Here is a 13,909-nt window from a genome sequence, read left to right as displayed (position 1 = left end):
ATGGATTTCCAGCAGCGCATACTCGGCCACTTCAACGCCAGCATCGACACCAAGACCTACGCCAGCGAAGTGCTCCCCCCCTTCATCGAGGTCGCCAGCCAGATGATGGTCCAGTGCCTGGTCAACGAGGGCAAGATCCTGGCCTGCGGCAACGGCGGCAGCGCCGGCGACAGCCAGCACTTCTCCTCTGAGCTGCTCAATCGCTTCGAACGCGAGCGCCCCAGCCTGCCGGCCTTGGCCCTGACCACCGACACCTCGACGCTGACCTCCATCGCCAACGACTACAGCTACAACGAGATCTTCTCCAAGCAGATTCGCGCCCTGGGCCAGCCCGGCGATGTCCTGCTGGCGATCTCCACCAGCGGCAACTCCGCCAACGTCATCCAGGCCATCCAGGCTGCTCATGACCGCGACATGACGGTGATCGCCCTGACCGGCCGCGATGGCGGCGACATGGCCTCGCTGCTGGGCCAGGACGATTGCGAGATCCGCATACCGGCGACCTCCACGGCGCGCATCCAGGAGGTCCACCTGCTGGCCATCCACTGCCTCTGCGATCTTATCGACGAGCAACTCTTCGGCACGAGCGAGTAACCCCATGACCAAGACCTCCCTGCTGACGCCCCTGCTGCTCAGCCTGGCCCTCGGGCTTGCCGGCTGCACCACCGTGACCGGCGTCACCAATCCCGGCACCATCGACGAGAACTACGGTGAGCGCACCTTCGGTACGCAGGTCGAAGATCAGAGCATAGAGACCAAGGTCGCCCACAACCTCGGCCGCACCGATGCCCGACTGAGTGATGCCCGCATCAACGTCGACAGCTTCAACGGCGTGGTGCTGCTGACCGGCCAGGTGCCCAGCGACGAGCTGAAAGCCAAGGCCGAACGCGTCGCCGGCGCGGTACGCAACGTGCGCGAGGTGCACAACGAGCTCGCCATCGCCGCCAATCTGCCGGCCAGCCAGCGCCTCGCCGACACCTGGCTGCGCACCCGTATCAACTCTCATCTGGTCGCCAACCAGGAGATCGACTCGGGACGCCTCCAGGTGATCACCGAGAACGACAGCGTCTACCTGATGGGCATCGTCACCCGCAGCGAGGCCGAGCGCATCGTGCGCTCCGTCGCGGGCCTGGGCGGCATGCAGCGCATCGTCAAGGTCTTCGACTACCTCGACTGAACGCCCCGAATGACTAGGCGTGAAACGCAAGACGGCAGGCCCATGGCCTGCCGTCTTGCGTTGTGTCTCAATTCTGGCTTTCGCTGGACGCTCTGCCCGCGCCGACGGATCGTCCGCCGCGTACGGACGAACGGCCTACTTGACGACGCGCAGGGAGGGGCGCCCCTTGCGCGGCCGCGACGCTTCGTCGCTGGCCGATTCGTCACCGACCTCGTCACCAGACTCGACCGAGCTTTCCACCTCACTGAGGGGAGGCGCGTCTTCCGCCTCGTCGGCCTCGACCGGCATCACCGGCTCGTGACCGAACACCATGCCGACGCCATTCTCGCGGGCGTAGATGGCGATCAGCGCCTCCATGGGCACCATGATTTGCATGGGCTGTCCGCCGAAGCGAGCCGAGAAGCTCACCGCCGCGTTCTCCATGGCGAAGTCACGAATGGCGCTCGGCGCGAGGTTCAGCACGATCTGACCGTTCTGAACGAACTGGCGCGGCACCTCGACACCCGCCTGCTCGGCGTCGACGACGATATAGGGCGTCAGCTCGTTGTCCAGCAGCCACTGGTACAGCGCCCTGGCCATATAGGGACGGCTCGAGTGCATAGTTAGCCCTCCTGGGGTAGACCCCCGGGCATGCCGGGGGATGCAGAGTAGATCAGGCGCGCATCTCGCGCTCGTTCTCACTGAGAGACGCCTTGAAGCCATCGCGGTCGAAGACCCGCTCCATGTAGCCGAGCAGCGGCTTGACCTGCTTTTCTGGCAGCTCGATGCCGAGCGCCGGGAGGCGCCAGAGGATCGGCGCCAGACAGCAGTCCACCAGCGTGAACTCGTCGCTCATGAAGAAGGGCATGTCCTCGAAGATCGGTGAGATGCCGACGAGGCTCTCGCGCAGCTCCTTGCGGGCCTTCTCCACGTCCTTCTTGGCACCGTTCTGAATCTGCTCGACCAGCGGGCACCATTCGCGCTCGATGCGATGCATCCACAGCCGGCTCTTGGCACGGGCCACGGGATAGACCGGCAACAGCGGCGGATGCGGGAAGCGCTCGTCCAGGTACTCCATCATCACCTTGGACTCGTAGAGCACCAGGTCGCGGTCGAGCAGCGTGGGCACGCTGTTGTAGGGATTGAGGTCGGCAAGCTCCTCGGGACGCTGCTCGTCGCTCACCTCGACGATGTCCACGGCGACACCCTTTTCGGCGAGCACGATGCGCACACGATGGCTGAAATGATCATCTCCTCCGGAATAGAAGATCATCGACGACCGCTTGGCCACTACACCCATGAAACAATCCTCGCATCAGTTCGTGCCGGGATGATAACACGATCACCCCCATCTTGAGGCCGATCGTGCTGCCCGGTATCGGGCAAAAAGCATCGGGGCGCACGGCCTGTGACCGTGCGCCCCGAGGTTCACTGTCGCTGGCGGATCAGTGAATGTCGCGCCAGTACTCACGTTTGAGCAGGTAGCCGATGACACCGAAGATGAAGATGAAGATCAGCACCTTGGGCCCCAGTGACTGAGCCTGCAGCTTGGAAGGCTCGCCGGCATAGGCCATGAAGTTGGTGAGGTCGTAGATCGCCTCTTCGAACTCCTCAGGCTCCATCTGGCCGGGCTGCGTCACCTGCAGCGTCTCGCAGGACTGGTACTTGCCGGTCAGCGGATCGAGCTCGGCCCCAGGGACCGGCTTGTCGCTAGCGGCGCAGACCTTCTCCTGCACCCCCTGCAGCGGCTCCAGGACGTTGGGCATGGCCACCAGCGGGAAGACCGTGTTGTTGACCCCGGTGGGACGTTCCGGATCCTTGTAGAAGCTCAGCAGGTAGGTATAGATCCAATCCGTGCCGCGCAGACGCGCCTCGAGGGTCAGGTCCGGCGGCGGCGCCCCGAACCAGCCCTCGGCATCGCCGCTATCCATGGCGATGTGCATCTGATCATTGAACCTCAGGGCATCCGAGAAGATCAGGTTGTCCTCGACCAGCCCCTGGGGCATGTCCAGATCCTCGGCCGCCCGCGAGAAGCGCTGGTGCTCCATGGAGTGGCAGCCCATGCAGTAGTTCACGAAGAGCTTCATGCCGTTCTGCAGCGAGGCCTTGTCCTCGAGGTCCGGGTTCATCTCCTCCAGGTGGACGCCTCCGCCTCCGGCGGCGAACCCGACCATCGGCACCAGCGCGAAGAGCAGTGCGAACAGTTGCTTTTTCATTAGCCAGTCACCCTTTCCGGAACGGGTTTGGTCTTCTCCAGCCGGGTGTAGATCGGCATCAGCAGGAAGAAGGCGAAGTAGAGCGCGGTGCACAGCTGGGCGACCAGGGTCCGGGTCTCGGTGGTCGGCAGCACGCCGAGCACGCCGAGGATCACGAAGCTGATGGCGAACAGCAGCAGCATCACCTTGGAGATCCACCCCTTGTAACGCATGGAGCGCACCGGGCTCTTGTCCAGCCAGGGAAGCACGAACAGGATGGCGATCGCCCCCCCCATCACGATGACCCCCAGGAACTTGGCGTCGAGACCGAACAGGCTGAAGGTGATCGCCCGCAGCATCGCGTAGAAGGGCGTGAAGTACCACACCGGCGCGATATGGTCCGGCGTCTTCAGCGGGTTGGCCGGCTCGAAGTTGGGCTTCTCGATGAAGTAGCCGCCGCCTTCCGGGAAGTAAAAGATCACCACCGCGAAGACGAACAGGAACACCGCCACGCCGACGATATCCTTCACCGTGTAGTACGGATGGAAGGGAATGCCGTCAAGCGGCTTGCCGGTCTCGTCCTTCTTCTTCTTGATGTCGATGCCGTCGGGGTTGTTGGAGCCGACCTCGTGCAGGGCGATGATGTGCAGCACCACCAGCGCCAGAATCACGATGGGCAGCGCCACCACGTGCAGGGCGAAGAAGCGGTTCAGGGTGATGCCGGAGATCAGGAAGTCACCGCGCACCCACTGCGCCAGGTCCGGGCCGATGGCCGGAATGGCAGAGAACAGCGAGATGATGACCTGGGCACCCCAGTAGGACATCTGGCCCCAGGGCAGCAGGTAGCCCATGAAGGCTTCGGCCATGAGCGCCAGGTAGATGGTCATGCCGAAGATCCACACCAGCTCGCGGGGCGCCTTGTAGGAACCATAGAGCAGGCCGCGGAACATGTGCAGATAGACCACGACGAAGAAGGCCGAGGCGCCGGTGGAGTGCATGTAGCGGATCAGCCAGCCCCATTCCACATCGCGCATGATGTACTCGACCGAGGCGAAGGCGCCCTCGGCGGAGGGGTTGTAGCTCATGGTCAGCCAGACACCGGTCAGGATCTGGTTGACCAGCACCAGCAGGGCCAGCGAACCGAAGAAGTACCAGAAGTTGAAGTTCTTCGGCGCGTAGTACTTGGCCAGGTGTTCTTCCCACATCTGAGTGGCGGGGAAGCGGTCGTCGACCCAGCGCATGAAGCCGCGCTCCGCCTTGGCCTTGTTAGGATTACCCATCAGGCAGACTCCTCATCTTCGCCGACAGTGATCAATACATCGCTGTCGAAGCGGTAAGGTGGCACTTCGAGGTTGGTCGGCGCCGGCACGTTGGCGAACACGCGACCTGCCAGGTCAAAGCGTGAGCCGTGGCAGGGGCAGAAGAAGCCGCCGGGCCAGTCTCCGACGTCGACGCTGCCAGGCTCCGGCCGGAACACCGGCGAGCAGCCCAGATGGGTGCAGATGCCGATCAGCACGCCGATCTCAGGCTTGATGGAGCGCAGCGTTCCCTCCACGTAGGCCGGCTGCTGCGGCACGCTGGAGTCCGGATCCGCCAGCTCCGAGGGATCGATTGCCTCGGTTCGCTCGATCATCTCCGACGAGCGATTGAGGATCCACACCGGCTTGCCACGCCATTCGACCGTCATGCGCTGCCCGGGTTCGAGCTTCGACACGTCTGCCTGCACGGGCGCACCCGCGGCTCTCGCCCTGGCGCTCGGCTGCCAGGAAGCTACAAAGGGGACCGCAACCCCGACGGCACCCACCGCACCCACGACGGTGGTGGCACCTACGAGGAAACGGCGCCGACCCTTGTTTACGCCGTTATCTGCCATTTTCAGATTTCTCCCATCGACTTACCCGCTGTTCCATCACGGGCAGTGAATCCCCCGCGACCACGGATATCAAATGCGCACTATCTTAAAAAATCGCGTCGCCCCGCACAAGGAAAGGTTCCCTGCCCTCGGAGCAAACCGGCGACAAATTCTTGATCCGAAACAAGAAACGCCCAGGTCGCAGGACCTGGGCGTATTCGAGCGGCAATACGTGCGTATCAGCGCTTGGAGAACTGCGGACGACGGCGCGCCTTGCGCAGGCCGATCTTCTTACGCTCGACCTTACGGGCGTCACGCGTGACGTACCCGGCTTCGCGCAGCTGACCGCGGAAGTCCTCGTTGTACTCCATCAGGGCACGGGTGATGCCGTGACGAATGGCGCCGGCCTGGGCGCTGCCGCCGCCGCCCTTGACGGTGACGTAGACGTCGAACTGGCCGAGGGTCTCGGTCAACTCGAGAGGCTGACGAACCACCATGCGGCCGGTGACGCGACCGAAGTACTGGTCCAGCTCACGGCTGTTGACGGTGATCTTGCCGGTGCCCGGCTTCAGAAAGACGCGCGCGGTAGAGGTCTTGCGGCGCCCGGTACCGTAATACTGCTGTGTCATGGCGAAGACTCCCTCAGATGTTCAGTTCTTGCGGCTGCTGGGCAGCGTGCGGATGCTCGGTGCCGGCGTAGACCTTGAGCTTCGAGTACATGGCACGACCCAGGGGACCCTTCGGCAGCATTCCCTTGACGGCGGACTCGATGACACGCTCCGGTGCGTGGGCGATCATCTTCTCGAAATTCATGGAGCGCAGACCGCCCGGATAACCGGTGTGGCGGTAGTAGGTCTTGGCGTTGACCTTGTTGCCGGTGACCTTCACCTTCTCGGCATTGATCACGACGATGTAGTCGCCGGTATCGACATGCGGGGTGAATTCCGGCTTGTGCTTGCCACGCAGGCGGCGAGCGATCTCGGTGGCCAGACGACCGAGTGTCTTGTCCGCAGCGTCGACGACGAACCAGTCGCGCTGGACGGACTGCGGCTTGGCAGTGAACGTCTTCATGGGTGAATCACCATTAGGATGTATTGGGTTCTGTTGCCGGATGGCCGGCATCGAACCGTCCCTATTCTTCTTGGTTGCCCGCCCCGAGGGACGACGCAACGGTCGAGCGAGCGCGCATTCTACACGACCCGCGCCCCAGAGGGGAAGGGGCGTCAGCGCTTGCGGGTCAAGGCTTGTGGGGCAGCGCCAGGTAATCGTGGGACTGCATCTCCTGCAGGCGTGAGAGCGTGCGCTGGAACTCGAACTCCAGGCGCCCGTCGCGATAGAGCTCCTCGGCCGGCACCTCGGCGGACATCAGCAGCTTGACGCCGCGGTCGTAGAACTCGTCGACCATGTTGATGAAGCGCCGCGTGCGATCATCGGTGGCCCCGCTCATGCGGGTGACATTGGAGACCAGCACGCTGTGGAATTCCCGCGCCAGTTCGATGTAGTCGTTCTGGCTGCGCGGCCCGTCGCAGAGCTCGCTGAACTCGAACCACACCACGTCGTCGTGTAGCCGGCGGGTATGCAGCACGCGGTGATTGATCTCGATGGGCGCGCCCTCCTCGCCCTCGTGACCGGCGATCTCGCGAAAGCTGCGGGCGAGCTGCGTCTCGGCCTCCGCATCGAGCGGGGCGTGGAAGATCTCGGCGCGCTCCAGCACGCGCAGCCGGTAATCGACGCCCGAGTCGACGTTGACCACCTCGCAGTGACGCTCGAGCAGGTCGATGGCCGGCAGGAAGCGCGCCCGCTGCAGACCATCCTTGTAGAGTTCCCCGGGAACGATGTTGGAGGTCGCCACCAGCACCACGCCGTGTTCGAAGAGCGATTCGAGCAGGTTGGCCAGAATCATCGCATCGGTGATGTCCTTGACGAAGAACTCGTCGAAGCAGATCACCCGCACCTCGGCGGCGAACTTGGCGGCGATCAGCGCGAGCGGATTCTTCTCGCCCTTGTAGTGCTCGAGCTCGTTGTGCACCCGCTGCATGAAGCGGTGGAAATGGGTGCGCATCTTCTCGGGAAAGGGCAGCGTCTCGAAGAAGGTGTCCATCAGGTAGGTCTTGCCGCGCCCCACGCCGCCCCAGAAGTAGAGCCCGTTGACGGCAGGCAGCGCCGGCTCGGCGGGCGCGTCGCTCCTGCCCCGCCCGAACAGCCCCGCCACCCGCGAGGCAAGCCCACCGCCGCGCTTGGGTGGAGCCACCCGCGAGGGCGGGGTGGCCACCAGGTCGTCATAGAGGCGCTGCAGGTGCGCCACCGCCTGCTCCTGGGCGGCATCGTGCTGAAAATCACGGCGCTTTAGATCGGCACGGTAGCGAGTCATCGGCGACTCGCGGTGGGCCTTGGGGGGGTGCGGCTCGCTCATGGGGTTTCCTGATGGCCTGTCCTCGGGCATGGGGATGAGCATTATACGCATCCCGTCGGTCGTTAGCATGCGCACTCGCCCGCATTGACCCGGCACACGGGCTCGCCCCTATAATGGAATCCCCGGCCAGAAGCGGCCTCACGACGGCCCCGGCGGCCCCCACGCCAGGGCCATTGCTCCAGGGAGACGTACAACGTGGATGAGACCAACATCAGCTGGGTACTGGCCGCCGCTTGCCTGCTGGCCGGCATCGGGATCGGGGCGCTGGGCTACCACCTGCTCAACGCCAGCGCCGGCAACACTCAACGGTTGCGCCAGCGCCTCGCCGAGCGTGAGCGGACACTTGCCGAACTCAAGGATGGCCTGGGCGACAGCCTGGAGCGTATCGGCCAGCTGGCCGAGGGCCTGCGCCGGGAGAGCCAGAGCCTCGAGCAGGAGGCCGCGTCGGCCAGCACCACCCTAGGCGCCCCCTCGCTGCGCCGCCAGGCCATGGACGCCGCCACCCCCGCGCCCGCCAAAGATGAGGCCACCGAACCGGCCGTGCCTCGCGACTACGCCGACGGCAACCGCGGCACCCTCTCCGAGGACTTCGGCCTGAAGCAGGCCAACGACAGCGAGGCTCCGCAGCCGCCGCGCTACTGAGCCGACGCGCGCTCGTCGCGCACCTCGGCAACGGACACCCGCCTACGCCCCGGCCCACTGCCGGGGCGTCGTCATTTCGATCAGGCCGGATTATCGATATCGACGAAGCGGTACTCGACAGCGAACTCTGCGGCCAACCGCTCGCCCAGCGCCTGCACCCCGTAGCGCTCGGTGGCATGGTGGCCCGCCGCCAAATAGTGAATACCCATCTCGCGGGCCAGGTGGGTGGTGCGCTCGGAGATCTCCCCGGAAATGAAAGCGTCGGCGCCGGCCTCGACGGCGGTCGCGATCATGTCCTGAGCGCCGCCGGTGCACCAGGCGACCCGCCGGATCTCGCCGCCACCCGGCGCCTCGATCAGCAGCGGCTCGCGCCCCAGGCAATCGCCCACCTTGCGTGCCAGGCCCAGGGCATCGAGTCCGGGCGACGGCTCGCCGAGCCATACCAGCCCCTCGCCGAGCGCGCCGTCGGCGCAGCCGGTGACGGTGAACCCCAGCCGTCGGCCGAGCTCGGCGTTATTGCCAAGCTCGCGGTGGGCGTCCAGCGGCAGGTGGTAGGCCAGCAGGTTGATGTCATGGGCCAGCAGCGTCGCCAGGCGTCGGCGCTTCATGCCGGTGATGGCGACCGGCTCGTTCTTCCAGAAGTAGCCGTGATGGACCAGCAGCAGATCCGCTTGCCAGGCCACGGCCTCGTCAAGCAGCGCCTGACAGGCCGTCACGCCACTCATCACCCGGGCCACCCGGTCGCGGCCGGCCACCTGCAGGCCGTTCAGGGTGTAGTCCTTGAAACGCTCGGGCTCGAGCAGGCGATCACAGGCGGCGACTAGGTCGTCTCGATTCGTCATTCGGCCTCCAGGCGCGGTCGGGTTGGCAATGTTACAATCCGCACAGTGTAACCAGCGGGCGGATGCCCCGCGACCCAGCATCGTCGACAAGGACCCCCGCCGCATGCGACGCACCCTGCTCCCCTACCTCTGGCCCGTGCTCATCGGCGTACTGGGGGCCATCGTGCTGCTCAACGCCTTCCCACAGCTGATCGGACGCCCCCCGCCTCCTGCGCCTGCCACAGCGCCCTATGAGACCGCCCCGCGTGCGCCCGAAGAGCCGGCCGAATCCCGCGACGCCCCCGAGGTGCGCCAGGCCGAGCCGCTGACGAGGCAGCAGGGACCGGTGAGCTACGCCCAGGCGGTGGCAAGGGCCGCGCCCGCCGTCGTCAACGTCTACTCGTCCCGAGTGGTCGAGCGGGAGGAGCACCCGCTGATGTCCGACCCCTTCTTCCGACAGTTCTTCGGCGACGAGACGCCCCGTCGACAGCGCATGCTCTCGAGCCTCGGCTCCGGGGTGATCGTCAGCGAGGACGGCTACGTGCTGACCAACCACCACGTGATCCGCGGGGCTGACCAGATCCAGGTCGCGCTGCGCGACGGGCGCGAGACCCTCGCCGAGGTAATCGGCACCGACCCGGAGAGCGATCTCGCCGTGCTGCGCATCGAGCTCGACTCACTGCCGGTGATCGAGCTGACCGACACCACCCAGATCGCCATCGGCGACGTGTCACTGGCCATCGGCAACCCCTTTGGGGTCGGCCAGACGGTCACCATGGGCATCATCAGCGCCACCGGCCGCAGCCATCTGGGCCTCAACGCCTACGAGGACTTCATCCAGACCGATGCCGCCATCAATCCCGGCAACTCCGGTGGCGCCCTGGTCAATGCCGAGGGCGCGCTGGTCGGCATCAACACCGCGATCTTCTCGCGCTCCGGCGGCTCCCAGGGTATCGGTTTCGCGATCCCCGCCAACCTGGCCCGCAGCATCCTCGAGGAGCTGGTCGTCAAGGGCCGCGTCATCCGCGGCTGGATGGGCATCGAGGCTCAGGAGCTCAATCGTGAGCTCGCCGCCTCCTTCGGGCTCAAGAACCCCATCGGCGTGGTGATCGCCGGCGTGGTGCCGGACGGCCCCGGCGACCGGGCCGGCCTGCAGCCCGGCGACGTGCTGCTGGAGGTGGACGGCGAGCCGGTGCTGGATCCCCGACAGACCATGAGCGACATCGCCGCGGTGGAGCCCGGCACCCGCCTGCCGCTGACGGTGGTGCGCGGCGGTGAGCGCCGCGAGGTGACCATCGAGCTGGGCGAGCGGCCGACGCCGAGGCTGCGCCGCCCCGAGCAGCGCTGAGGGCGACGCGCCCGTTCCGCCTGAGCCAGCGGCCCCAAAACGCCGAGGGCCCCGCCGAATGGCGGGGCCCTCTCTGCATGGTCGCATGGCCGGCGCCTCGGCGCCGCCCGGCCTTTCAAGGCTTGAGGCGATACTCCGCGGAGCGCGCGTGGGCGGTCAGCGATTCGCCCCGGGCCAGGGTCGAGGCGATCTTGCCAAGCTCGCCGGCCCCCTCGGCTGAGCAGTGGATGATCGAGGAGCGCTTCTGGAAGTCGTAGACTCCCAGCGGCGAGGAGAAGCGCGCCGTGCCCGAGGTCGGCAGCACGTGGTTGGGTCCGGCACAGTAGTCGCCCAGCGCCTCGGCGGTGTAGCGCCCCATGAAGATGGCGCCGGCGTGGCGCACATCACCAAGCCAGCCCTCCGGGTTAGCCACCGAGAGCTCGAGGTGCTCCGGGGCGATGCGATTGATCAGCGTTGCCGCCTCGTCGCGATCCCGGCAGCGGATCAGCACCCCGCGACGCGACAGCGACTCGCGCACGATCTCCGCCCGCTCCAGGGTCGGCAGCAGCCGGGCAATAGAGGCCTCCACCGCCGCCAGGTGCGCCTCGTCCCAGCTGACCAGGATCGCCTGGGCATCCTCGTCGTGCTCCGCCTGGGAGAAGAGATCCATGGCCAGCCAGTCGGGATCGGTGCCGCCGTCGGAGACCACCAGGATCTCCGAGGGGCCGGCGATCATGTCGATGCCCACCTGACCGAACACCGCCCGCTTGGCGGTGGCGACGTAGATGTTGCCCGGCCCGACGATCTTGTCGACCCGTGGCACCGTCTCGGTGCCGTAGGCCAGCGCCGCCACCGCCTGGGCCCCGCCGAGGGTGAAGACGTGATCGACGCCGGCCAGATAGGCCGCCGCCAGCACCAGCTCGTTGAGCACCCCGTCGGGGGTCGGTACCACCATAACGATCTCGCGCACGCCGGCCACGTGGGCGGGAATGGCGTTCATCAGCACCGAGGAGGGATAGGCCGCCTTACCGCCCGGCACGTAGATGCCGGCGCGATCCAGCGGGGTGACCTGCTGGCCGAGCACGGTGCCGTCCGCCTCGGTGTACTGCCAGGAGGCCGGCTTCTGATGCTCGTGGTAGACCCGGATGCGCTCAGCGGCCGCCGCGAGCGCCTCGCGCTGCTGCGCCGGCAGGCCCTCGTAGGCCTCGCGCAGGCGCGGCTCGCAAAGCGTCAGCTCGGCCATGGAGGTCACGGCAAGGCGGTCGAAGCGATTGGAGTACTCGATCAGCGCCGCATCGCCCTGCGCCCTCACCGCGGCGAGGATCTCGTCGACGCGTTGCTGAATCGCGGCATCGGAGACGCCCTCCCAGGCCAGCAGGTGATCCAGGCGGGCATCGAAGTCGTCCTGCTCGGTCGACAGCCGGGCGATGTCGACGGCGACAGTGGGGGATTCGCTCATGAGAAGGCTTCCTCTCGCATCAAGGTTCGTCGCATCGGGGTGATCGCAAGAAACGGGGCGCCCGCGGCGGTTCGCCGCGGGCCGGGCCGGCGGGCTACGACGCCGACAGCGGCGCGTCGTCGCGACGCGCCGCCACGGCCTCGTTGAGGCGGGCGAGCAGCGGCTTGAGCCGGGCGTGCTTCATGGTCATCGCGGCCTTGTTGACCACCAGCCGGGTACTGACCGGGGCGATCAGCTCGCGGGGCTCCATGCCGTTGGCGCGCAGGGTGTTGCCGGTATCGACGATATCGACGATCTCGTCGGCCAGGTTCATCAATGGCGCCAGCTCCATGGCGCCATAGAGTTTGATCACCTCGGCCTGGATGCCCTGCTCGGCGTAGTAGCGGCGCGCCACGTTGACGAACTTGGTGGCCACCCGGCGCCGCGCCCGAGCCGGCTCGGCGCCGGTGATGCCGGCGGTCATCAGCTTGCAACGGGCGATCTCCAGGTCGAGCGGTTCATAGAGCCCCTCGACGCCATGCTCGAGCAGCACGTCCTTGCCGGCCACCCCGAGATCCGCCGCGCCGAGCTGCACGTAGGTCGGCACGTCGGTGGCCCGGATCACCACCAGCTTGACGTCCGGCAGATTGGTGTCGAACAGCAGCTTGCGGCTCTTGCCCAGGTCCTCGGCCGGGGTGATCCCGGCATCGGCCAGCAGGGGCAGGGTCTCGTCGAGAATACGGCCCTTGGAGAGGGCCAGGATCAGTTGCTTGCTCATGGGTCTCGCCTGTTGTCGGCTCAGCCGGGAATGCGCCGGATGCGCGCGCCCAGCAGCTGCAGTTTTTCCTCGATGCACTCGTAGCCACGGTCGATGTGGTAAATGCGATCGACCAGGGTCTCGCCCTCGGCCATCATCGCCGCGATCACCAGCGAGGCCGAGGCTCGCAGGTCGGTGGCCATCACCGGTGCGCCGGAGAGCGTCTCCACGCCGGTGATCATCGCCGTATTGCCCTCCAGGGCGATGTCGGCCCCCATGCGGTTGAGCTCCTGCACGTGCATGAAGCGGTTCTCGAAGATAGTCTCGACCACCCGGGAACTGCCCTCGGCGACGGCGTTCATGGCCACGAACTGCGCCTGCATGTCGGTGGGAAAGGCCGGATAGGGCGCCGTGCGCAGGTTGACCGCCTTGGGCCGGCGCCCCTGCATGTCGAGCTCGATCCAGTCGTCCCCGTGGCGGATGGTAGCGCCGGCCTCCTCGAGCTTGGCCAGCACCGCATCGAGAATGTCGGCGCGGGTCCGGCGCACCTTGACCCGGCCCCGTGAGAGCGCTGCCGCCACCAGGAAGGTGCCGGTCTCGATGCGATCCGGCATCACGTCGTGATAGGCGCCGTGCAGGCGCTCGACGCCCTCGACGACGATGGTATCGGTGCCGTGGCCGCGAATGTTCGCACCCATCTTGATCAGGCACTCGGCCAGGTCGACGACCTCGGGCTCCTTGGCCGCGTTCTCAAGCACCGTGGTGCCCTCGGCCAGCGTTGCCGCCATCAGCAGGTTCTCGGTACCGGTCACGGTGACCGTATCGAAGAAGATGGTGGCGCCGTGCAGCCGGCCATCGACTCGGGCACGGATGTAGCCGCCCTCGACGCTGACCTCGGCCCCCATGGCCTCTAGGCCACGGAGGTGCAGGTCCACCGGGCGCGAGCCGATGGCGCAGCCGCCGGGCAGCGAGACGTCCGCATGGCCGAAGTGGGCCAGCAGCGGCCCGAGCACCAGGATCGAGGCGCGCATCTTCTTGACCAGCTCGTAGGGCGCGTGACAGTCGGTCACCTGGGAGCCGTCGAGCTGGATGCACATCTTGTCACCCATCACCGGCTGCACGCCCATGTGGCCAAGCAGCTCCAGGGTGGTGGTGATGTCCTGCAGGTGCGGCAGGTTGCCGATGGTCACCGACTCGTCGGCCAGCAGGGTCGCGCAGAGGATCGGCAGGGCGGCGTTCTTGGCGCCGCTGGCCCAGACCTCGCCGTCGACGGGGCCGTTGCCGGTAATGATCAGCTTGTCCATGAAA

General features: G+C 66.5%; 16 protein-coding genes. 4 read left to right on the top strand and 12 right to left on the bottom strand.

The window, feature by feature from the left end:
- Positions 1 to 594 (top strand): phosphoheptose isomerase, encoded by a 594-nt coding sequence (locus BM388_RS00535; protein WP_089846098.1) that lies wholly within the window; start codon positions 1 to 3, stop codon positions 592 to 594.
- Between the two features lie 4 nt (positions 595 to 598).
- Positions 599 to 1,177 (top strand): BON domain-containing protein, encoded by a 579-nt coding sequence (locus BM388_RS00530; RefSeq protein ID WP_089846096.1) that lies wholly within the window; start codon positions 599 to 601, stop codon positions 1,175 to 1,177.
- 135 nt (positions 1,178 to 1,312) lie between these two features.
- Here the strand turns inward: BM388_RS00530 and BM388_RS00525 are convergent, their stop codons facing one another.
- The 8 genes from BM388_RS00525 to zapE all read right to left on the bottom strand — a co-directional run bounded on the left by BM388_RS00525 (position 1,313) and on the right by zapE (position 7,616).
- On the bottom strand, positions 1,313 to 1,777 hold the full coding sequence (locus BM388_RS00525; protein ID WP_089846094.1) for a ClpXP protease specificity-enhancing factor: 465 nt from the start codon (positions 1,775 to 1,777) through the stop codon (positions 1,313 to 1,315).
- Between the two features lie 52 nt (positions 1,778 to 1,829).
- A complete protein-coding gene (sspA, locus tag BM388_RS00520) occupies positions 1,830 to 2,456 on the bottom strand; it encodes a stringent starvation protein SspA (protein ID WP_089846092.1) in 627 nt (208 codons plus the stop codon).
- Between the two features lie 145 nt (positions 2,457 to 2,601).
- A complete protein-coding gene (locus BM388_RS00515; RefSeq protein WP_089846090.1) occupies positions 2,602 to 3,372 on the bottom strand; it encodes a cytochrome c1 in 771 nt (256 codons plus the stop codon).
- Positions 3,372 to 4,631, bottom strand: a complete 1,260-nt coding sequence (locus BM388_RS00510) for a cytochrome b (protein ID WP_089846089.1) — start codon at positions 4,629 to 4,631, stop codon at positions 3,372 to 3,374. The genes BM388_RS00515 and BM388_RS00510 overlap by 1 nt, the downstream gene beginning before the upstream one ends.
- Positions 4,631 to 5,224, bottom strand: a complete 594-nt coding sequence (gene petA / locus BM388_RS00505) for a ubiquinol-cytochrome c reductase iron-sulfur subunit (RefSeq protein WP_089846087.1) — start codon at positions 5,222 to 5,224, stop codon at positions 4,631 to 4,633. Before petA ends, BM388_RS00510 begins: the two co-directional genes overlap by 1 nt.
- A gap of 218 nt (positions 5,225 to 5,442) precedes the next feature.
- On the bottom strand, positions 5,443 to 5,832 hold the full coding sequence (rpsI, locus tag BM388_RS00500) for a 30S ribosomal protein S9 (protein ID WP_089846085.1): 390 nt from the start codon (positions 5,830 to 5,832) through the stop codon (positions 5,443 to 5,445).
- A gap of 13 nt (positions 5,833 to 5,845) precedes the next feature.
- Positions 5,846 to 6,274, bottom strand: coding sequence for a 50S ribosomal protein L13 (gene rplM / locus BM388_RS00495; protein WP_071941796.1), 429 nt, complete (start codon positions 6,272 to 6,274; stop codon positions 5,846 to 5,848).
- A gap of 166 nt (positions 6,275 to 6,440) precedes the next feature.
- Positions 6,441 to 7,616, bottom strand: coding sequence for a cell division protein ZapE (gene zapE, locus BM388_RS00490; RefSeq protein ID WP_089846082.1), 1,176 nt, complete (start codon positions 7,614 to 7,616; stop codon positions 6,441 to 6,443).
- A 195-nt stretch (positions 7,617 to 7,811) separates the two neighbouring features.
- Between zapE and BM388_RS00485 the strand changes: the two genes are divergently transcribed.
- Positions 7,812 to 8,258 carry a Z-ring associated ZapG family protein gene (locus BM388_RS00485; protein WP_089846080.1) on the top strand — a complete coding sequence of 149 codons (447 nt, stop codon included), beginning with the start codon at positions 7,812 to 7,814 and terminating at the stop codon, positions 8,256 to 8,258.
- Between the two features lie 80 nt (positions 8,259 to 8,338).
- Here the strand turns inward: BM388_RS00485 and BM388_RS00480 are convergent, their stop codons facing one another.
- On the bottom strand, positions 8,339 to 9,100 hold the full coding sequence (locus BM388_RS00480; RefSeq protein WP_089846078.1) for a Nif3-like dinuclear metal center hexameric protein: 762 nt from the start codon (positions 9,098 to 9,100) through the stop codon (positions 8,339 to 8,341).
- Between the two features lie 103 nt (positions 9,101 to 9,203).
- On the opposite strand from BM388_RS00480, the gene BM388_RS00475 reads away from it, so the two are divergent.
- Positions 9,204 to 10,427, top strand: a complete 1,224-nt coding sequence (locus BM388_RS00475; RefSeq protein WP_089846076.1) for a S1C family serine protease — start codon at positions 9,204 to 9,206, stop codon at positions 10,425 to 10,427.
- A 115-nt stretch (positions 10,428 to 10,542) separates the two neighbouring features.
- On the opposite strand, the gene hisD is transcribed toward BM388_RS00475, so the two are convergent.
- From hisD to murA, 3 genes are all read right to left on the bottom strand, one after another.
- A complete protein-coding gene (gene hisD, locus BM388_RS00470; RefSeq protein WP_089846074.1) occupies positions 10,543 to 11,865 on the bottom strand; it encodes a histidinol dehydrogenase in 1,323 nt (440 codons plus the stop codon).
- Between the two features lie 94 nt (positions 11,866 to 11,959).
- Complete coding sequence (hisG, locus tag BM388_RS00465) at positions 11,960 to 12,622, bottom strand: ATP phosphoribosyltransferase (protein WP_089846071.1); 663 nt, start codon at positions 12,620 to 12,622, stop codon at positions 11,960 to 11,962.
- A gap of 20 nt (positions 12,623 to 12,642) precedes the next feature.
- A complete protein-coding gene (gene murA, locus BM388_RS00460; RefSeq protein WP_089846069.1) occupies positions 12,643 to 13,905 on the bottom strand; it encodes a UDP-N-acetylglucosamine 1-carboxyvinyltransferase in 1,263 nt (420 codons plus the stop codon).
- Positions 13,906 to 13,909: the final 4 nt, after the last annotated feature.

The organism is Halomonas saccharevitans (genome assembly GCF_900116405.1).
GTDB lineage: Bacteria > Pseudomonadota > Gammaproteobacteria > Pseudomonadales > Halomonadaceae > Halomonas > Halomonas saccharevitans.
The sequence above is the reverse complement of the archived record's forward strand: the minus strand, read 5'-3'. Positions and strand labels throughout refer to the sequence as shown.